18 protein-coding genes, 7 tRNA genes and 1 pseudogene are annotated in these 18,865 nt (G+C 74.8%); 14 read left to right on the plus strand and 12 right to left on the minus strand.

The genetic code is table 11. The features are described from left to right. The first annotated feature begins 663 nt into the window (after positions 1-663). On the plus strand, positions 664-1,884 hold the full coding sequence (cobA, locus tag ACZ4UB_RS23150) for a uroporphyrinogen-III C-methyltransferase (protein WP_354382590.1): 1,221 nt from the start codon (positions 664-666) through the stop codon (positions 1,882-1,884). 108 nt (positions 1,885-1,992) lie between these two features. Further along, positions 1,993-2,811 (plus strand): TrmH family RNA methyltransferase, encoded by an 819-nt coding sequence (locus ACZ4UB_RS23155; RefSeq protein WP_354382589.1) that lies wholly within the window; start codon positions 1,993-1,995, stop codon positions 2,809-2,811. Positions 2,812-2,859: 48 nt separating this feature from the next. Here ACZ4UB_RS23155 and ACZ4UB_RS23160 read toward each other — a convergent pair whose 3' ends face one another. After that, complete coding sequence (locus tag ACZ4UB_RS23160; protein ID WP_468072747.1) at positions 2,860-4,125, minus strand: serine/threonine-protein kinase; 1,266 nt, start codon at positions 4,123-4,125, stop codon at positions 2,860-2,862. Between the two features lie 551 nt (positions 4,126-4,676). Here ACZ4UB_RS23160 and ACZ4UB_RS23165 point away from each other — a divergent pair. Beyond that, positions 4,677-4,862 (plus strand): hypothetical protein, encoded by a 186-nt coding sequence (locus tag ACZ4UB_RS23165; RefSeq protein ID WP_354382587.1) that lies wholly within the window; start codon positions 4,677-4,679, stop codon positions 4,860-4,862. Between the two features lie 222 nt (positions 4,863-5,084). On the opposite strand, the gene ACZ4UB_RS23170 is transcribed toward ACZ4UB_RS23165, so the two are convergent. The 5 genes from ACZ4UB_RS23170 to ACZ4UB_RS23190 all read right to left on the minus strand — a co-directional run bounded on the left by ACZ4UB_RS23170 (position 5,085) and on the right by ACZ4UB_RS23190 (position 5,556). Continuing rightward, positions 5,085-5,159, minus strand: a tRNA-Val gene (locus ACZ4UB_RS23170). A gap of 42 nt (positions 5,160-5,201) precedes the next feature. Then, a tRNA-Val gene (locus ACZ4UB_RS23175) sits at positions 5,202-5,273 on the minus strand. 21 nt (positions 5,274-5,294) lie between these two features. Next, positions 5,295-5,366 (minus strand) — tRNA-Val (locus ACZ4UB_RS23180). A gap of 1 nt (position 5,367) precedes the next feature. Further along, positions 5,368-5,441 (minus strand) — tRNA-Cys (locus ACZ4UB_RS23185). 42 nt (positions 5,442-5,483) lie between these two features. Continuing rightward, positions 5,484-5,556 (minus strand) — tRNA-Gly (locus ACZ4UB_RS23190). Between the two features lie 169 nt (positions 5,557-5,725). Between ACZ4UB_RS23190 and ACZ4UB_RS23195 the strand changes: the two genes are divergently transcribed. From ACZ4UB_RS23195 to ACZ4UB_RS23205, 3 genes are all read left to right on the plus strand, one after another. Further along, positions 5,726-6,796 carry a chorismate-binding protein gene (locus ACZ4UB_RS23195; protein WP_468072749.1) on the plus strand — a complete coding sequence of 357 codons (1,071 nt, stop codon included), beginning with the start codon at positions 5,726-5,728 and terminating at the stop codon, positions 6,794-6,796. A 38-nt stretch (positions 6,797-6,834) separates the two neighbouring features. After that, positions 6,835-7,716 (plus strand): aminotransferase class IV, encoded by an 882-nt coding sequence (locus tag ACZ4UB_RS23200; protein ID WP_468072869.1) that lies wholly within the window; start codon positions 6,835-6,837, stop codon positions 7,714-7,716. An 84-nt stretch (positions 7,717-7,800) separates the two neighbouring features. Beyond that, positions 7,801-8,628, plus strand: coding sequence for a GNAT family N-acetyltransferase (locus ACZ4UB_RS23205; RefSeq protein ID WP_468072751.1), 828 nt, complete (start codon positions 7,801-7,803; stop codon positions 8,626-8,628). 19 nt (positions 8,629-8,647) lie between these two features. Here the strand turns inward: ACZ4UB_RS23205 and ACZ4UB_RS23210 are convergent, their stop codons facing one another. Then, on the minus strand, positions 8,648-9,172 hold the full coding sequence (locus ACZ4UB_RS23210) for a DsbA family protein (RefSeq protein WP_468072753.1): 525 nt from the start codon (positions 9,170-9,172) through the stop codon (positions 8,648-8,650). Positions 9,173-9,302: 130 nt separating this feature from the next. Here ACZ4UB_RS23210 and ACZ4UB_RS23215 point away from each other — a divergent pair, with 130 nt between their 5' ends. Then, entirely contained in the window at positions 9,303-9,806 is a 504-nt protein-coding gene (locus tag ACZ4UB_RS23215; RefSeq protein WP_468072755.1) for a hypothetical protein, read from the plus strand. 220 nt (positions 9,807-10,026) lie between these two features. Beyond that, entirely contained in the window at positions 10,027-10,158 is a 132-nt protein-coding gene (locus tag ACZ4UB_RS23220; RefSeq protein ID WP_467961536.1) for a hypothetical protein, read from the plus strand. A 30-nt stretch (positions 10,159-10,188) separates the two neighbouring features. Here ACZ4UB_RS23220 and ACZ4UB_RS23225 read toward each other — a convergent pair. Together ACZ4UB_RS23225 and ACZ4UB_RS23230 are read right to left on the minus strand one after the other, a co-directional pair. Then, positions 10,189-10,743, minus strand: a pseudogene (locus ACZ4UB_RS23225) (CGNR zinc finger domain-containing protein); the annotation flags it as partial. 202 nt (positions 10,744-10,945) lie between these two features. Further along, positions 10,946-11,359, minus strand: a complete 414-nt coding sequence (locus ACZ4UB_RS23230; protein ID WP_030011909.1) for an SsgA family sporulation/cell division regulator — start codon at positions 11,357-11,359, stop codon at positions 10,946-10,948. A 188-nt stretch (positions 11,360-11,547) separates the two neighbouring features. Between ACZ4UB_RS23230 and ACZ4UB_RS23235 the strand changes: the two genes are divergently transcribed. Both ACZ4UB_RS23235 and ACZ4UB_RS23240 read left to right on the plus strand, forming a co-directional pair. After that, complete coding sequence (locus tag ACZ4UB_RS23235) at positions 11,548-12,033, plus strand: TIGR02611 family protein (protein ID WP_354382582.1); 486 nt, start codon at positions 11,548-11,550, stop codon at positions 12,031-12,033. Positions 12,034-12,092: 59 nt separating this feature from the next. Continuing rightward, a tRNA-Val gene (locus tag ACZ4UB_RS23240) sits at positions 12,093-12,164 on the plus strand. A 78-nt stretch (positions 12,165-12,242) separates the two neighbouring features. On the opposite strand, the gene ACZ4UB_RS23245 is transcribed toward ACZ4UB_RS23240, so the two are convergent. Then, complete coding sequence (locus ACZ4UB_RS23245; RefSeq protein ID WP_468072757.1) at positions 12,243-14,672, minus strand: SCO7613 C-terminal domain-containing membrane protein; 2,430 nt, start codon at positions 14,670-14,672, stop codon at positions 12,243-12,245. Positions 14,673-14,784: 112 nt separating this feature from the next. On the opposite strand from ACZ4UB_RS23245, the gene ACZ4UB_RS23250 reads away from it, so the two are divergent. Next, a complete protein-coding gene (locus tag ACZ4UB_RS23250; protein WP_468072759.1) occupies positions 14,785-15,243 on the plus strand; it encodes an SRPBCC family protein in 459 nt (152 codons plus the stop codon). 39 nt (positions 15,244-15,282) lie between these two features. Beyond that, positions 15,283-15,354: transfer RNA gene (locus ACZ4UB_RS23255), tRNA-Val, on the plus strand. A gap of 67 nt (positions 15,355-15,421) precedes the next feature. On the opposite strand, the gene ACZ4UB_RS23260 is transcribed toward ACZ4UB_RS23255, so the two are convergent. Then, positions 15,422-16,147 carry a 3'-5' exonuclease gene (locus tag ACZ4UB_RS23260; RefSeq protein WP_354382579.1) on the minus strand — a complete coding sequence of 242 codons (726 nt, stop codon included), beginning with the start codon at positions 16,145-16,147 and terminating at the stop codon, positions 15,422-15,424. 244 nt (positions 16,148-16,391) lie between these two features. Between ACZ4UB_RS23260 and ACZ4UB_RS23265 the strand changes: the two genes are divergently transcribed. Together ACZ4UB_RS23265 and ACZ4UB_RS23270 are read left to right on the plus strand one after the other, a co-directional pair. After that, complete coding sequence (locus tag ACZ4UB_RS23265) at positions 16,392-16,976, plus strand: DUF4365 domain-containing protein (RefSeq protein ID WP_354382578.1); 585 nt, start codon at positions 16,392-16,394, stop codon at positions 16,974-16,976. Further along, positions 16,976-18,277: a hypothetical protein gene (locus ACZ4UB_RS23270; protein WP_468072761.1), complete on the plus strand. Its 1,302-nt coding sequence runs from the start codon at positions 16,976-16,978 to the stop codon at positions 18,275-18,277. Before ACZ4UB_RS23265 ends, ACZ4UB_RS23270 begins: the two co-directional genes overlap by 1 nt. A gap of 9 nt (positions 18,278-18,286) precedes the next feature. Here the strand turns inward: ACZ4UB_RS23270 and ACZ4UB_RS23275 are convergent, their stop codons facing one another. Continuing rightward, on the minus strand, positions 18,287-18,781 hold the full coding sequence (locus ACZ4UB_RS23275; protein WP_468072763.1) for a GNAT family N-acetyltransferase: 495 nt from the start codon (positions 18,779-18,781) through the stop codon (positions 18,287-18,289). Positions 18,782-18,865: the final 84 nt, after the last annotated feature.

Here is an 18,865-nt window from a genome sequence, read left to right on the forward strand (position 1 = left end):
CCGGCCTGACGTAGGCCCCCATCCACCCTTGCCGGCCTGACGCGGGCCCAATCCAGCCTCGCCGGCGTTTGAGGCGCCCCCGGAGGGCGAACGAGCCGGCACCCGGCCAGGACGGTCGTTGGGCGCGGAGCCCCTCCGTTGCCTCCGGGAGCGCCTCAAACGCCGGCGGGGCTGAATGGGGGCCGCGTCGGCCCGACCAGGCTGGATCGGAGGCCTGGTGTGCAGGCCGGACCGGGTCGGCCGGCGGCTTGGCCGGGCGCGAGTCCGCTGCCCCTCCGGGGGCGCCTCAAACGCCGGCGAGGCTGGATTGGGCCCGCGTCGGACCGACGAGGCTGGATCGGGCCCCTCGAGCCGGCGAGGCTGGATTGGGCCCGCGTCGGACCGACGAGGCTGAACCGTGCCACCTCGGGCCGGCGAGGCTGGATTGGGCCCGCGTCGGACCGACGAGGCTGAACCGTGCCACCTCGGACCGACGAGGCTGGATCGGGCCCTTCGGGCCGGCGCTGCTGAACCGGGTTCCCTCGGGGCGGGGAGGTCGGGCTGTGGGACCTGCCCCCGGGCCGGCAGGCGGTCGGGGCGGGCCGTAACGTTGACCACGCGATTCGCGCCACCGCCGCCGCGAGATCCGCCCGCACCGGAACCCCCCCGCACGAGGAGCCCCGCATGGCCGCACACCCCGCCTACCCCGTAGGCCTCCGTCTGGCGGGCCGCCGCGTCGTCGTCATCGGCGGCGGCCAGGTCGCGCAGCGCCGCCTCCCCGCGCTCGTCGCGGCCGGCGCCGACGTGGTGCTGATCTCCCCCTCGGCCACCCCCTCCGTGGACGTCATGGCCGAGACCGGCGAGATCCGTTGGGAGCGCCGCCGCTACCAGGACGGCGACCTCGCGAACACCTGGTACGCGCTGATCGCCACCCGCGACAGGGCGGCCAACGACGCCGCCTCCGCCGAGGCCGAGCGCGAGCGGGTCTGGTGCGTGCGCGCCGACGACGCCGAAGCGGCCACCGCCTGGACCCCGGCCACCGGCCGCAGCGAGGGCGTCACCGTCGCCGTACTGACCGGCAACGACCCGCGCCGCTCCGCCGCCGTGCGCGACGCGATCGTCGAGGGGCTGCGCGACGGCAGCATCGCCGCTCCGGCGCAGGGCCGCGAGAAGCGCAACCCCGGCGTGGCCCTGGTCGGCGGCGGCCCCGGCGACCCCGACCTCATCACCGTCCGCGGCCGCCGGCTGCTCGCCGAGGCCGACGTGGTCATCGCCGACCGGCTCGGCCCCCGCGGCCTGCTCGACGAACTGGCCCCGCACGTCGAGGTCATCGACGCCGCGAAGATCCCGTACGGCCGCTTCATGGCCCAGGAGGCCATCAACAACGCGCTGATCGAGCACGCGAAGGCCGGCAAGTCGGTGGTCCGGCTCAAGGGCGGGGACCCGTACGTCTTCGGCCGCGGCATGGAGGAGCTCCAGGCGCTCGCCGAGGCGGGCATCCCCTGCACCGTCGTCCCCGGCATCTCCAGCTCGATCTCCGTGCCCGGCGCGGCCGGCATCCCGGTGACGCACCGCGGGGTGGCCCACGAGTTCACGGTCGTGAGCGGCCACGTCGGACCGGACGACCCCCGTTCGCTCGTCGACTGGGCCTCGCTCGCCAAGCTGACCGGCACCCTGGTGATCCTCATGGGCGTCGACAAGATCGGCCTGATCGCCGAGGCGCTGGTCCGCCACGGCCGCTCCGCGGACACCCCGGTCGCCGTGGTCCAGGAGGGCACCACCGCCTCCCAGCGCCGGGTGGACGCCACCCTCGCCACGGTCGGCGAGACCGTCCGGACCCAGGAGGTCCGCCCGCCCGCGGTGATCGTCATCGGCGACGTCGTGAAGGTGGGCCCGGCCGCCTGACCACGGCGCCACCCGCACCCCCGGGCGCCGCGCGCCCGCACCTCGTCTCCGCACGCCCCGCACGACCAAGCCGTTGGCACCACACCCAGGACAAGGCAGTATCACCCTGTGGCTGATCTCATCACCGTCGAAGACCCCGACGACCCGCGCCTGAGCGACTACACGGGCCTGACCGACGTCGAACTGCGCCGACGCCGCGAACCCGCCGAAGGACTCTTCATCGCGGAAGGCGAGAAGGTCATCCGGCGGGCCAAGGACGCCGGGTTCGAGATGCGCTCCATGTTGCTCTCCGCGAAGTGGGTCGACGTCATGCGCGACGTCATCGACGAGCTTCCCGCACCGGTCTACGCCGTCAGCCCCGAGCTGGCCGAGCGGGTCACCGGCTACCACGTGCATCGCGGCGCGCTCGCCTCCATGCAGCGCAAGCCGCTGCCGACCGCCGAGGAACTGCTGGGCGGCGGGCCCGGCGGCCGCCGGATCGCGATCTTCGAGGGGTTCGTCGACCACGCGAACCTCGGCGCGGCCTTCCGCAGCGCCGCGGCCCTCGGCATCAGCGCGATCCTGCTGTCCCCGGACTGCGCGGACCCGCTGTACCGACGGGCCATCAAGGTCTCGATGGGGTCCGTCTTCTCCGTTCCGTACGGCCGGCTCACGGACTGGCCCGCCGACCTCGAACAGGTCCGCGAGGCCGGGTACCGGATCCTCGCCATGACGCCGAGCGAGAAGGCCACCCCGCTGGACCAGGTCCCGGCGGAGCGCTTCGAACAGTCCGCGATCATGCTCGGTTCGGAGGGCCACGGCCTCTCCACCTACGCCCTGCGCGCCGCGGACGAGTGGGTGCGCATCCCCATGTCCGAGGGAATCGACTCGCTGAACGTGGCGGCGGCCTCCGCCGTCGCCTTCTACGCGACCCGCCCCCGGGGCTGACCCCGACGGTCCCCGCGCCATGCCCACCGGGCCGGCGCGGGGGCACGCTCACAGCCGCTGGGCGACCGCGATCCCCACGGCCACGATCAAGGTGACCAGCACGAACACGATCAGTCGCTGTCGCATCAACCGCGGGTCCGGCCGGGAGGGCCGGCGGCCCGTGCCCGTCGTGCGCGGCCCCGGGCGACCACCGCCCGTCCGCCCGGCCGTACGTCCCGCAGTGCGCCCGCCCGTACGGCCGGCCGTGGGCCGGGAGCTCGGGCCGCCTGGCTCGCGGGGGCCCGAGGGGCGCGGCTGCGCCCCTTCGTGGGCGCCGTGCGCGCCGCTCGCCGACGGACCGCCCGGACCTCCCTGACCGCCCTGGGGCCGCAGCGCCGGGGTGCCCGCCGTGCGCCGCTCGGTGTGCTGCTCGGCGTATTCGTCCGCGAGCCGGCCCGTGGGCCGCTCGGCGCCCCGGGCGCGCTGGGCCGGCGGGCGCCCGTCCGTGATCCCCTGGGCCTCCCGCGCCGCGATCTCCTTGAGCCGCATCGACAGCTGGAGCGTGCTGGGCCGGTCCTCCGGGTCCTTGGCCAGGCACGCCTGGACGAGCGGTGCGAGGGCGTCCGGTACGCCGAGCAGGTGCGCCTCCTCGTGCACCACGCGGTAGAGCATCACCTCGGAACTGCCGTGCCCGAAGGGCGAGTCGGCGGTCGCCGCGTAGGCGAGGGTGGCGCCCAGGGCGAAGACGTCGGTGGCGGGCGTGACGGCGGCGCCGCGCACCTGCTCCGGGGCGAGGAAGCCGGGGGAGCCGACGGCCGTGCCCACGTGAGTGAGCGTGCTGGCGCCGGTCGCCCAGGCGATCCCGAAGTCGATGATCCGGGGGCCCTTGGGCGACAGCAGGATGTTCGACGGCTTGAGGTCGCGGTGGACCACTCCCGCCTCGTGGACGGCGACGAGACCCTCGGAGAGCGCGGCGCCGATCGCGGCGATCTGGGCGGCGGTCAGCGGACCCTCTTCGGCCACCTTGTCGTGCAGCGAGGGTCCGGGGACGTACTGCGTGGCGAACCACGGCCGCTCGGCCTCCAGGTCCGCGGCCACCAACCGGGCCGTGCAGCCGCCGCGGATCCGCCGGGCGGCGGACACCTCGCGGGCGAAGCGCGAGCGGAACTCCTGGTCCTCGGCGAGGTCGGGTCGGATCACCTTGAGCGCGACGCGCTGACCGCGCCGGTCCGAGCCGAGGTAGACCACGCCCATGCCACCGGCACCGAGCCGCCGGTGCAGCCTGAACGAACCGACGACACGCGGGTCCTCCCGCCGGAGCCGCATCATCGCCATGTCCACCCCGCTGACCGGTCGTCCTGTTGACGTGGCACAGCTTACGGACCATCCCGGGTGTCCGCTCAGAGGCCGCGCCCTCGCCGGGAGATTCGATCGTCAGTGCTGGGAAGGCCACTTGAGGGAGAATCAGGGGTACGAGCGACAGGGGGCCGGGGTAACGGCCGTTCCCCCAAACGGCCCTCGGTCCAAGGGGATTGGCGCGCCCCCGGCCCGGACGCGTCCGCAACCATCGGGCCGCGCGGGCCCGGCGTACGCGCGGCGCGCGACGGCGTGCGGGCGACGGTGGGCGTGAGGGAAGTCACCACGGGTGACGGCTCCCGCACGGACCCCGACCACGCTCCTGGGGGATGCCCCCTACAACGGGGGAGCGGTCTCCACCCAGGGGAGTACGAGGAGATCGCCGCAGTCATCCTCCTGGAGGCCCGTCATGGATACGAGGGCATGAGGCCAGGGGCGCCCGGCCCGCCTAGTGTTGAAGACAAGCGGCGGGTGGCGCACTCGTCCCCCGAGGTCACTGGCCCGCCGCTGTCAACTACAGGGAGAGGGCCATGGCGGACTTCGCACGGCAGGGACGCAGGGCATTCGCGTTCAACGGCCACGAGTCCGGCACGCGGCACCCGCTGGTCGCCGCGGCGATGGTGCTCCCCCTGGCCGCCGTCCTGGTCTTCCTCTTCGGGGGATGGGACCAGGTGGTGGCGCAAGCGTCGTCCGTGGGCGCGATGCTGGGGCGCTGAGCGGCGCTCCAGGCCCGGGAGAGCGGCCCGGGCCGGACATCGGCCATCAGCCCCGTGGGGACGGGGGTGCGGCGGACGGCAGGAGAAGGGTGCTGCCGGTGCGACGTTCGACGTCGTACCGGCAGCACCCTCTTCCGGTTTCCGGCCCGGGCATCCCACGCATCGCACCACGCGTCCCGCAACGCGAAAGCCCCGACCGAATGAACGGCCGGGGCTTTCCCGTGGTGCGCGATACTGGGATTGAACCAGTGACCTCTTCCGTGTCAGGGAAGCGCTCTCCCGCTGAGCTAATCGCGCGGGCACCGCGGCCGCGAAGCCGCAGGTCGTAACTGTACAGCGTGCGCGATACTGGGATTGAACCAGTGACCTCTTCCGTGTCAGGGAAGCGCTCTCCCGCTGAGCTAATCGCGCGGGTGATCCTTGCGGATCAAGTGGACGATACTGGGATTGAACCAGTGACCTCTTCCGTGTCAGGGAAGCGCTCTCCCGCTGAGCTAATCGTCCTTGGAGGTGGAGACGGGATTTGAACCCGTGTAGACGGCTTTGCAGGCCGTTGCCTCGCCTCTCGGCCACTCCACCATGGAGCTTGAGCAAGGGTTCTCGGGAAGATCCCCCACTTCGAGCGGACGACGAGACTCGAACTCGCGACATCCACCTTGGCAAGGTGGTGCTCTACCAACTGAGCTACGTCCGCAGGTCACCGTGTTCGCTTCCGGGTTTTTCCCCGGCGCTCCCTGGCGACGTGTTGAACTCTAGCGGATTCCCGAGCCAGCTCAAAAACGCGTTTCCGCAGCGTGCTGCCGCCCGATCACCACAGGTCACCCCACCGGCGCCGACCCGTCACCGGTCATAGACTCGCAGCCGTGCACGACCTGGCTCCCATGGCCCGCTTCGGCGGCCTCCTCGCATCAGACCTCCGCGACGTCACGAGCGATCCCGCGGCCCTGGACTCCGCCGGCTTCTGGGCGGTGTCCGCGGACTTCGAGGGGCGCCTGACCTGCGCGCGCTTCGGGGACGTGCGCCCCGACCCCGTTCCCGCGCCCGTCCCCGGTGCCTGGCGCGGCCCCGCCGCCGGCGACTGGACGTCCTCCCTGGACCGGGCCGCGTACGTCGCGGGCGTACGGCGCATCCGCGAGCACATCGCCGCCGGCGAGGTCTACCAGGCCAACCTCTGCCGCGTGATGTCCGCGCCGCTGTCCGACTCCGGTTCCGATTCCGCTTCGGCCGATGTGGACGCGCTCACCGCGCTGCTGGCCCGCGGCAATCCGGCTCCCTTTGCCGGAACGATTCGCCTCCCGGCGCACGGCGTCGAGATCGCCACCGCCTCCCCCGAGCTGTACCTGCGCCGCACCGGCCGCCGGATCGAGTCCGGACCCATCAAGGGCACCGGCCGGACCGCGGCGGACCTGCTGGAGAAGGACCACGCCGAGAACGTGATGATCGTGGACCTGGTCCGCAACGACCTCGGCCGGGTCTGCGCCACCGGGTCCGTCACCGTGCCCGAGCTGTGCGCCGTGGAGGAGCACCCGGGCCTGGTCCACCTCGTCTCCACCGTCAGCGGTGAGCTCGCCGAGGGCGCCGGCTGGCCGGAACTGCTCGCCGCCACCTTCCCGCCCGGCTCCGTCACGGGCGCCCCCAAGTCCTCCGCGCTGCGGATCATCGAGGCCCTGGAGACCGCCCCGCGCGGCCCCTACTGCGGGGGGATCGGCTGGGTCGACGCCGACCGGGGCACCGCCGAGCTGGCCGTCGGCATCCGCACCTTCTGGATCGACCGCGCGGCCGTGGGCGGCCCCCGGCTGTGCTTCGGCACCGGCGCCGGGATCACCTGGGGCTCCGACCCGCACCGCGAGTGGGCGGAGACCGAACTGAAGGCGGCCCGGTTGCTCGCGGTAGCGTCGGGCACCTACCAGCACAGTGGAGGGACCGCTCAGTGACGACGCCGAACCCGACGCCGAACCGGACGCAGCACCCGATGCCCGACGGGGCGCCGCATCCGACGCCCACGACGTCGCCGCCCGCGGCCGGGACCCCGGTCTGGATCGACGGGGCGCTGCGCGCGGCCGGCAGCGCGGCGGTCTCCGTCTTCGACCACGGGCTGACCGTGGGCGACGGCGTCTTCGAGTCGCTCAAGGTCGAGGGCGGACGTCCCTTCGCCCTCACCCGGCACCTCGACCGGCTGACCCGCTCCGCCCGTGGCCTCGGGCTCGGCGACCCCGACCTCGACGAGGTCCGGCGCGCCTGCGCCGCCGTACTGGAGGCGGGCTCCGGAGCCGTCGCGTCCGGACGGTTGCGGATCACCTACACCGCGGGCCCCTCGCCGCTCGGCTCGGACCGCGGCACCTCGGCGCCCACCCTGGTCGTCGCCCTGGCCCCGGCCACCCGTCGCCCCGACACCACCGCGGTGATCACGGTCCCCTGGGTGCGCAACGAGCGCGGCGCCGTCGCCGGCCTGAAGACCACCTCCTACGCGGAGAACGTCGTCGCCCTGGCCGCCGCCCACCGGGCCGGCGCCTCCGAGGCCCTCTTCGCCAACACCCTCGGCCGGCTCTGCGAGGGCACCGGTTCCAACGTCTTCGTCGTCCTCGACGGAGAGCTGCACACCCCGCCACTCGCCTCCGGCTGCCTCGCGGGCATCACCCGTGACCTCGTCGTCGAGTGGACGGGCGCCCACGAGAGCGACCTGCCCCTCGACGTCCTGGAGCGGGCCGAGGAGGTCTTCCTGACCTCTTCGCTGCGCGACGTCCAGGCCGTCCACCGGATCGACGGGCGGGTCCTGACGGCCGCGCCCGGCCCCGTCACGGCGAAGGCCGTACGGATCTTCGACGAGCGGTCCGGGGCCGACCTCGACCCGTGAGCCCGCCGCCGCCCCGGCGCCCGCGGGGCGGTCCGGGGAAAAAGGAGGCTGTCGGGGGCCCGTACGACGGGTAGAAAGACCCTGATGACCACCACCCTGCGGCCGTCCGCGCCGCTCCAGCAGACCCCGACGGGGGCGCGCTCGCGCCCGTACGAGATCCGAGTCAACAGCAGGAGGGTCGGCGCCCTGGTGCTGAGCGCGGCCGAACCGCTCGGGTCCGTCGTCATCGGGACGATAGCCGGCCTCATCGTGGACGAGGGCGACCGCCGGCGCGGTCGGGCCACGGTGGCGGGGCTCGCCGCCGAGGAGATCCTGCGCTCCTGGGGGTGCCGGCGCGTCACGGTGTCCGTCCCGACGGACTCCGGCGGCGGGCTGCGCCTGGCCGAGGCGCTCGGCTACCTGCGGACCGGCCGCACCATGGTCAAGGACCTCGGGTCCGAACCGCCCCCGCTGCCTGCCGGGACCATCGGTCGGCCGATCACGGCCGAGGAGTACGGGCCCTGGTTGGCCGACGCCACCGTGCGGTACGCCGGCGACTGGGAGGCCCGGGGCCTGTCGCCCGAAGCCGCCCACGCCAAGTCGATCGCCGACCACGCGACCCAACTGCCGCAGGGCCCCGACTCCCCGGGCGTGGACATCCTCGTCCTGGAAGCGGCGGGGGAGCGCGCCGGGCACATCTGGGTCGGCCGGCTCGGCGGGACCGCGTACGTCTTCGACGTCGAGGTCGTCGCCGAGCACCGCGGCCGGGGCCACGGCCGCTCCCTCATGCTGCTCGCCGAGGGCGCGGCCCGCGCCGCCGGGCTGACCAGCCTGGGCCTGCACGTCTTCGCGGGCAACACCCCGGCGGAGCGCCTGTACGAGTCGCTCGGCTACCGCTACACCGCGGTCAACCTCGCCAAGGAGCTGCTCTGAACCCGTGCGGGCGGCGCGCCTAGGCGGGGTGCGCGAGGAGGCGGTCGGCGATCTCCTCGATCCGCTCGCGCAGCCCCTCCTGGCTCTTGCCGCCGTCCAGTCGCTCCCCGCCGATGACGTACGTCGGCGTGCCGGTCACGCCGATCGCCTTGCCCTCGGCCTGGTCGGCGTCGACGATCAGGATGTGCCGGCCGTCGATCAGCGCGACCTCGAACTCCTCGACGTCCAGCCCCAGTTCACGGGCGACATCGAGCAGCAGGGCCTCGCCCCGGGTGGCCAGCTCCGCGGTGCGGGCCAGTACGGCCTCCACGTACGGCCAACCCCGCCCCTGGACCACGGCCTCCTCGGCGGCCTGCGCGGCGGCGAAGGCGTGCTTGTGCTTCTCCAGCGGGAAGTGGCGCAGCACGATGTCCAGCCGGTCGCCGTACCGGGCCCGCAGGGCGCGCACGTCGTCGAGGGCGCCGTGGCAGTCGGGACACTGGAGTTCGCACCAGACCTCGAGGGTCACGGGGGAGGGGGAGCCTGCGGGCTGGGAATCGGTCATGCGGACAGTCTCCCAGCCCCCGCTCCCGGCCCCGACCGCGACCTGGGGAGGAGGGGCGACCCGGAGATCTCCCGGAGATCGCCCTCCTTCGACTCCGGCGCATGGCCCCCGCGGCCGTCCCCGGTGCACGATGGAGGGGACGGATCGCCCAGAGCTGGAGGAACCCATGCTGGCCGAGACCATATGCTCCGCGGCGTCCGCGGCGGGCCTGGGCATCGCCGCGCTCACCGCCTACCGCAAGCGCTTCCTGGCGGCGGCGCGGATCACCGCGTACGCGCTGGTCCCGGTGGCCCTGGTGCTGACCGGCCTGGTGAAGTGGGTGTCCGGGATCGCCTTCAACCCGACGGTCTGGGTGGGCTTCGGCCTGCTGGGCCTCGCCTGGCTGCTCTTCACGACCACCCGCGCGGTCGAGCGCCGGCGCCTCGGCCCCGAGGGGGAGAAGCCGGCGAAGGTGGCGAGGGCGGGCCGGCAGGGCCGCTCGACCCGCTCCGAGCGGCAGGCCGCGGTCGCGCCGAACGCCTCCGCGCCCTCGCTCGGCGCCGGCGCGCCCCCGCAGGCCGCACCGCAGCGCGCGGCCGCGCCCACGGAGGACTTCTCCGACATCGAAGCGATCTTGAAGAAGCACGGGATCTGAGGAGCAGAGGCACAAGATCTGACGAACTACCGCATCGTCATTGGCGTGTTGACGGACGAACAGGGGTGCGCTGCGTCATCATCGCCCGGACATGCCCGACACCTCGACGGGCGAGCCGCCGGTTCCGCTTCCGCTTCCGGCCCTCGTCCCCGCTGCCGCGCCCGCGTCCCCTCCGGTCCCCGTGCCTCGGTCCGCCGCGCCCGTAACGCCCGCTCCGCCCGTGCCCGCCGTACCGCCCGAAGAGGCGCGCGGCTGCCTCTTCGCGCTCTCCCAACCGCCGCTGATGATCTTCCTAACGGTGATCGGCACCCTGCTGCTGCTCGCCGCCGTGCACGACCTGTTCCTGCTCTGATCCCTGCCCCGCGGCCGGCTCCACGTGCTCCGTGCCCGCCTCCTTGCGGCGGGCCCGGTACGCCGCCACGTGCAGCCGGTTCCCACAGGTGCGGCTGTCGCAGTAGCGCCGGGAACGGTTGCGCGAGAGGTCGACGAAGGCGCGCCGGCAGTCCGGGGCCTCGCAGCGGCGCAGTCGCTCCTGTTCGCCGGAGACCACGATGAAGGCGAGCGCCATCCCGCCGTCCGCGGCCAGGTGGTCGCCGACCGAGGCGCCCGGGGCGAAGTAGTGCACGTGCCAGTCGTAGCCGTCGTGGTCGGTCAGCCGGGGCGTGGTGCCCGCCGTCGCGACCAGCTCGTTGATCAGTACGGCGGCCGCACGGGAGTTCGGTGCCGCGAAGACCTGCGCGAACTTCGCGCGGACGGCGCGCACGCCGGAGAGGTCGCGGGCGCCCAGCTCGCCGACGTCGCTGATGGCGAACTCGTGTACGAAGGCGCGCAGCGCGCCGATGTCCGCCAGCCCGTCGGGCTGGCCCGCCTCGGCCGCGGTGTTCACCACGGCGACGACGACGTCGAGTGCGCGCCGGGTGTCGTGGGGGATCTGCACGGGTGCTCCCTGGGGGCCTGGCTTGCGGCGGCGCGGAACGAGGCCGCCGCTGGTCGCCGACTTTAGTCGAGTGCTCCCCACGCGCACCGGCGCCGTCCCCGCGGGTGGATCCCGCGGGAACAGCGCCGGCACGTGCGTATGTGGTTGTCCGCCCCGCACCGTCGCCCCGAGTCGGACGGTGTCGAGCGGCGGTAGGCCTGGCTCAGCTTTCGGCCAGGATGTGGGAGAGCTCCTTGTCGAGGTCGAAGTGCCGGTGTTCGGTCCCGGGTGGGACCGCGGCGTCCGTCCGCTTGAGGAACGACTCGAGTGCTCGGGCTGGTGCTTCGAGCAGTGCTTCTCCCTCCGGTGAGCTCAGGGCGATGCATACGACGCCCTGACCGTGGCTGCGGGACGGCCAGACGCGGACGTCGCCGGTACCGGTGGGCCGGTGCAGGCCCTCCGCGAGGAGGTCACGGGCGAATACCCATTCGACCGTCTCCTCGGCGCCGGTGTGGAAGGTGGCGTGCACGGCGTAGGGGTCGGCCGTGTCATACCGCAGGCCCGCGGGTACAGGCAGTGAGGACTCGCTCGACACAACGAGGCGCAGGTGCAGCTCGCAGCTGACCGTGGTGTTCATAAGCGCCAGGGCCTTTCGCTCAGTGTGCGCTCGGGGATTCGCACGTCGGCGAAATCGACATGCCACCTGCGGTGCCGTTGTAAACCCCTCTGACCGTTTTGCGGACCTCTGGGTCCCTCGGACGGCGGATCCAAACGACGATTCACCTGTGCATCCGGCTCGGGTGGAGCTCCGGTAGATTCGGGTCCATGGATACGGGGAGTAACCGCGAGAGCAACGAGTCCGCGTCGAGCGCATCGCCGGAATCGGCAGGATCCACTGCGCCCGACGCAGCGGCGGACGCGGCGGCGGACGCGGCCGGCGAGAAGCACGTGTCGAAGGCGCCCGCCTTCATCCAGGCCCGCCGCAGCCTGCACCTGAGCTGGCAGGTCGGCGTCTTCGTCGTCGGGCTGGCGGTCATCGTCGCGGGCATCGCGATGCTGGTGCTGCCCGGGCCGGGCTGGGTCGCGATCTTCGCGGGCCTGTTCATCTGGGCGACCGAGTTCGCCTGGGCCCAGGTCGTGCTGCGCTGGACCAAGCGCAAGGTGTCCGAGGCCGCCCAGAAGGCCCTCGACCCGAAGGTCCGCCGCCGCAACATCATCCTGACCAGCGTCGGCCTCGTCATCGCGGGCGCGCTGATCGGCTTCTACCTGTGGAAGTACGGGCTCACCCTGCCCTGGCACGTCAAGAAGTAGCGGCCGTCCGCCGATGGTCGGGAGCGCCGCTGACATGCGGTAATGTTTGCGGTGCGTCCGGGCGATTAGCTCAGTGGGAGAGCACTTCGTTCACACCGAAGGGGTCACTGGTTCGAACCCAGTATCGCCCACCCGGACCGAGGGCCCCGGAGACTTCACCGTCTCCGGGGCCCTCGTCGTTTCCCCGGGCCGGCCCCGCGGGCCGGGGCTCAGCCGAGCTTCCCCAGGGCCGACCGCAGCCGCCGCGCGTCCCGCAGCCGCTTCTCGTACGTCGCCCCCACCGCCAGCAGCAGCGCCCCCGCCAGGGCCGGCGGCAGCCAGCGCGGCAGCGCGCCGACCACCTGGAGGACGTACGGCGCCAGCTCGTGCAGCGCCACCAGGCCCAGCGTGAGCCCGCCCAGCACCAGCGGGGCCTGGAGCCTCCACCGCGCCCCGGCCAGCGTCACCACGAGGGCGCCCAGCCCCAGCAGCAGCGGGCGCGTCCAGTGCGGATCGGCCCACACCGCGATCACACCGGGCACCAGGGTCGCCGCGAGGCCCGGGCCGTACGTCGCCCAGGACGGGGCCGCCGGGTCCCGGCGCCGCCGCAGCCACGCCACCACCAGCGCCGGCACCGTCACCGGCAGCGTGTACGCCTCCACCGCGTCCACCCACGTCGCCGCCAGCCGGACCCACGTCGCCGCCAGGAACAGCGCCCCGGCCGCCCAGCCCACCGCGCGCCGGTCCGCCCGCACGGCCGCGGCCGCGCACACCACGCCCGCCAGGCCCAGGACCAGCGCGAGCGAGGGCGCGTGCCCCGCAGCCAGGGCCAGCAGCAGGGCCAGGCCCCCGGCCGCCGCCCCGGCCACCTCCACCGGGATCCGCACCGCGCCGGCCCGGGGACCCGGGGCCGCCGCCGCGGCCGGGACCAACAGGACCAGCAGCGGCCACTGGCGCGCCGGCAGCTCCAGCAGCGCGGCCAGGGCCAGCAGCAGCCCCGTCGCGTACCCGGTCGCCACCACGGCGGCCGCCGCCCGGGAGGCCAGCGGGCCGCGCCCGTACGCCGCCCCCGCGCCGCACAGCGCGCCCAGCGCCGCCCACACCGCGAAGGTCGCCGCGCGCCCGTCCAGAGCCGCCACGGACAGGCTCGCGGCCCCGACCGCCCCGCACGCCCCCGCGGCGATCCGGACCCCGGCGGCGGGCGCCCGAACCAGGCCCAGGGCGACGACCAGCGCGGCCGCCACCGCCGCGAGCTGGGCCGCGAACACCGCCGCCACCGGCAGCGCGAAGGCCACCGGCGCCGCGAAGAGCGCCGTCCACGCGAGCGGCACGGCGACCACCCGCGCCTCCCGGCGCCCCGAGGCCCGCTCCAGCCAGAGCGCCACGGCGGCGGCGATCAGCGCCACGGCCACCGCCTGCCGCCCGCCGCCGCCGAGCTCCGCCCGCGGGCTCGCCGCGGTCCACACCTCGCCCAGCAGCGGAGCGGGCGCCGTCAGCACGGGCAGCGCCGACAGGGAGGCGACCAGCCCGCCGAGCCCGGCCACCACCACCCCGGCTCCCGTGAGCCCGTAGCGCACCGGCCGCGCCAGCGCGCCCACCCGCAGCGCCGCCAGCAGGGGCAGCGACACCAGGACGTAGAACACCGGCGCCCACGCGGAGCCCCGGGGGACCAGCAGCACCTGCGCGGCCAGCGTCCACACCAGGCCGCCGGCCCCGGCGAGCACCGGAGCCAGCTGCTCCTGCCGGATCCGGCCCGCCACGACCACGAAGGCGCCGCCCGCGGCCGCCAGCAGCACCCCGGCGGGCAGCCGGCCGGCCAGCGAGCCCGCGTCGGCGGCCAGGGCCAGCGCGACCCCGACGGCGCCCAGGGCGGCCAGGGCGGCGAGCACCCCGGCCAGGATCCGCACCGCGGGCCAGACCCGGGGCCGCACGGCCGCCGCGGGACCGCCCCACAGGCCGAGCGCCGCGTTGAGCGCCGCCAGCGCCAGCAGGGTCCAGCCGCCCGCCGTCCGGCCGACGTGCAGGGCCAGCGCGAGGCTGGGCAGCGTCCACTGGGCCGCGGCCAGCGCGCACGGGAGCGGCAGCAGCAGCCCGCGCAGGGTCGCCCCGTACCCCGCCCACAGCGCGGCCAGCACGGCGGACGCGCCCGCCACGTACCAGGCGGCCGGGACCCCGCCGAGGGCCACCTCGTGCAGCGCGTACACGTCCAGCACGGTCAGCAGCAGCCCCACCGCCGCCACCGACTCCGCCGTCGAGCGCAGCCCGCGCCGCAGCAGGACCGCCGGCACCGCCAGCGCCGTCCCGGTCAGCACAGCCAGCACCGCCGCGCGCCCGCCGATCCCCAAGGAACCCCAGCTGACCAGGGTGAAGGCGAGCGCGGCCACCGCCAGCAGCACGGCGCCCAGGACCAGCAGCACGTTCTGCGCGCCCGGCGCCGAGGTCTCCCGTGCGCGGCCCCCCGCCGGACCGGGCCTCCCGTGCGGGCCGGGACCCCAGCCCTGAGCGGGGGGCCCGACGGGCGGCGGCGGGGCGACCTGCGCGTTCAGCAGCCGCAGCAGCCAGTCCCGGCGACCGAGCAACTGCAGCCGCCTCGCGTCGAGGTGGGCCAGCTCCCGGTCGATGAGTGCCAGCTCCGAGGCGGGCGTCAGCGGATTCTCCATGCTCCGCAGTGTGGCGCCGCTCACGCCCCCGGACCATGGGCGCGGATACTCAACAGGGTGCTCATTCCCGGACTGAGTACCCGCGCCCGCTCCGGGAGTTCACACTGGTCCCATGGACTGGAGCCACTACCGCTTCCGCAGCGTGTGGGACCTCGACGCCCCGCCCGACCGCGTCTACGCCGTGCTCGCACGCGCCGAGGAGTACCCGCGCTGGTGGCCGCAGGTCCGCGCGGTGGAGCCGCTCGGCCCGCGCACCGGCGTCGGGCACTTCCGCTCCTTCCTGCCCTACGAGATCGAGGTCACCGCCACCGAGCTGCTGAGCGACCCGGCCACCGGGGTGCTGGAGGCGGCCCTGCGCGGTGACCTCGAAGGGTGGGCGCGGTGGACCGTACGGCCGCGCGGGCGCGGCACGCGGGCGGTGTACGAGCAGGAGGTCGAGGTCCGCCGGGTACTGATGCGCCGGCTCGCGGTGCCCGGACGGCCCGCCTTCCGGCTCAACCACGCGCTGATGATGCGGGGCGGACGGCGCGGTCTGGCGGCCCATCTGGCGGCCCGGCGGGACGCGGTTTGAACGCACGGCCCCGGGGCCTGTATTGTTCGATCCGTTCCCGGGCGATTAGCTCAGCGGGAGAGCACTTCGTTCACACCGAAGGGGTCACTGGTTCGATCCCAGTATCGCCCACCGGGACAGGCCGGTCCGTCGCGAGACGGACCGGCCTTCCGCATGTCCGGGCCCGTGCGGGCCCGGCTCACGCGGCGGCGGGCAGCTCCGGGCGCAGCGGCCAGTGCGGATCCACCGGCTCCGGGGTGCCGTTGCGCGCGAACCAGGCCTGGAGCCCGCGCGCCTGTGCCGCGTGCCACACCGCCTGGAGCGTGTGCAGCTCGGACGGGGAGAGCCGCTCCAGCCGCCCGGAGAAGCGCCGGCCCACCGCCCGCACGACCTCCAGCGAGGCCATCGCGTCGGCCGCCGCGTCGTGCGCCGCCTCCAGCTCTATCCCGTAGTGCGCGCACAGGTCCGTCAGCGTGCGGCGGCCCTTGCGGTAGCGGTCCAGGTGCTTGTCCAGCACCCGCGGGTCCAGCACGGTCAGCGGCCGGTCGTCCAGGTAGCGGCTCAGCGGCGACGCCCGGTGCCGGCGCAACTCCCGGTCCAGCAGGGTCAGGTCGAACGGTGCGTTCATCACCACCACCGGCCGGCCCGCGGCCTGTTGCTCCGCGAGGGCCTGCGCGATCTCGTCCACGACCGGCGCCGGCCAGCGCCCGTTGCGCTGGAGGTGGTCGTCGGTCAGTCCGTGCACTTCCGTGGCGCCGGGGGGAACCGGAATCCCCGGATTGACCAGCCACCGGGTGGAACGGGCCCGGCCGCCCGCACACTCCTGCACGACGAGCGCGGCGGACACGATCCGGTCCCGCTCGACGTCCACCCCGGTGGTCTCGGTGTCAAATGCGGCCAGCGGGCCCTCGTACCAGCGCGTCATGGCGAACTCCTCGTCCCCGATCGGCAGATGGACGCCGACGCCCGTGGCGTGCGACCCCTGCCCGAAGCGGTGATACCCGTGCGGTTTGCCGTGTACGCCGTTTGCGGGGGGCCAGGTGCGGAGACAACTTCCTTGGGGGGCCGCACGGGTGAGCGATCGTCACCGCCATGGCACCGCCGTCGCGCCGCGGCCCCCCGGCCACTTCCGCACGACACCCCGCAGAGCCCGAAAGGCATGGGGAGCCATGGCGCTCGCGCATCCCGAACCGGGCGGGGCGCTGCGTGGGCGGACCGGGCCGGAAACGGGGACCGGACCGCTGCGCGGCACACTCGCCACCACCGCCTGCATGGAGACCCTCCAGGTGGGCTACCTGCACGCCGTCGCGGCCGCGGCCGGCTGCTCCCTGTCCCAGCCCTTCCCGGACAACGGCATCGACTGGCACGTCAGCCACGGCTCGCCCGAGCACGTCATCGACGACGAGGTCACCGTCAAGGTCCAGTTGAAGGCCACCTACCAGACCCCGCCGAACCCGCCCGGACCGACCTTCGCCTTCACCCTCGACAACGAGCACCTGGTCAAGCTCGCCCGCACACCGGCCGCGGTGCCCAAGATCCTCGTCGTGATGCTCGTACCGCGGGAGCGCGAGCAGTGGCTCAGCGCCGGGCACGACCGGCTCGACCTGCGGCACTGCTGCTACTGGACCAACCTGGCCGGTCACCCCGTGACCGGGCGGCGCCGGACCACCGTACGGATACCGACCGCGCGGATCTTCGACGACCGGGCGCTGTGCGAGATCATGACCCGGGTCGGGTCGGGAGGGACGCCTTGATGAACTGGCCGAACCTGCAACCGGCGCCGTCGCCGGAGTTCGCGGACCCCGACGCGGTGCGGCCGCCCGACCCGGCGCAGGTGGACCCCGCCGTGCTGGGCGCGCTGCTGCGGCGGCACGGCTGGCTGCGCCGCGGCGGCGCGAGCGGACGCTACGGGCGCTGGACCCCGCCCGGACCCGGCGCGACCAGCCTGCTCGTGCCCGAGGACCGGACCTTCCCCGACTGCGCCGACCTGGTCGAGGAGGCCCTCACCGCCCTCTCGCGCTGCGGGCTGCCGTCGGCGCGCGAGGTGCTCTACGGGCTGAGCGTGCCCAGCGACGAGGTCCGCTGGATCCGCGACATCCCCGAGGGCGAGGGGCTGTACGGGCCCGGGGGCGAGGCCTCCTGGTCGGCGCAGGAACAGCTGCGCACCGCCGCCCGCCAGCTCCTGCTGGCCGGGGCGCTGGCGGACCGGGCCCGGGCCGGCTACCACGGCGCCCGGCACCGGTGGCAGGCCGAACGGGCCCTGGACGGGGTGCTGGTGGGGCCCGCTCCGGGCGGGCGCCGGCTGACCGCCTACGTACCGGTCGACGGGGGCCGGGGACCGGTGACCCGGCTGCACCACGCCCTGCACGCGGCCCGCGAGGCCGTGGACTACCAGCGGGCCACCGGCGGCATGGACGCCTTCGACGCCGCCGTGGAGGCCGGGGCCAGCCGGGAGCTGGCGGACGCGCTGATCGCCCTGGTCCGGGGCTCGGGCGGGGTCCGCATCGCGCTGGCCTGGGCCCCGGCCGCCGGGGTCCCGGCGGGCTGCGCGGCCCGCCCCGAGCCGGTGGAGTTCTCCCCGGGCGACCTGCCCGTGCTGCGCGAGGCCGCGGCCCGCTACACGCGGGAGGAGCCCGCCGTGGCGGTGCGGATCGCGGGGGCCGTGGTCCGGATGCAGCGGTCGGGGCAGGGCGGCGGGGGCACGGTCCGGCTGCGCGTCCTGTCGGGCGCGGAGGTCCCGTACGTCCGGGTCGCGCTCGACGAGGAGGCGTACCGGGTGGCGGGCCACGCCCACCTCGCGGGGCTCCCGGTCCGCCTCAGCGGACGGCTCCAGCGGCGGGGCGGCTTCCGGCGGCTCACGGACGCGGCCGAGGTGACCCCGGTCCGGCTGGACGAGGTCGAGCGCGACCGGCTGATGAAGTCCCTGTACGGGGACTTCCCGGCGGCGGGGGAGCTGCCCTTCGTCGATCCGGAGGGCGATCCGGAGGGCGATCCGGAGGGCGATGCGGAAGGGGCTGGGGAGCGGGATGCGCGGGGCGCGGACCCGGAGGCGTGAGCGCGGGGCTCAGAGCCGGGTGAAGGAGGCCATCACCAGACCGGGGACGGGCGAGAAGTCGGCGCCCCGGGTGAAGCCCGAGCGCTGGTAGAGGGTCATGGCCGGCGTGTTCGCGGCGCCGGTGGTGACCCCGACCGTGCGGCCGGGGGCGACCTCGTCCAGCAGGTGGCGCAGCAGCAGCGAGCCGACGCCACGGCGGAACCAGGCCGGGTCGACGCACAGCCGGTCGATGGAGATCGCCGCTCCCGCGCGCTGCGGCCCCGCCTCCCAGGCCAGGAACCCGGCCACCTCCCCGGCCGGTGACACGGCGCCGAGCCAGTTCAGCGGGCGGGAGCACATGTCCGCCAGGCTCTCGCGCAGCGCGGGTATGCCGTCGAAGCCGATCAGTTCGGCCTCCACCGCATAGGCGGCCCGACCGATCCGGTGCACGGCGGCGGCCGTCGCGTCGTCGGCGAGGTCCAGCGGGCGGACCAGGGGAGCGGGGGGCGGGGTGGTGTGGATCACCCGGCCCACGGTACGTCCGCGCGGTGGCCGGGTGCCACGAAGTAACCGTTTAGCGGCCGGGCCGTCCGGCTCGGTACGATTCAG

This window comes from Streptomyces sp. NPDC028419 (assembly GCF_055565515.1).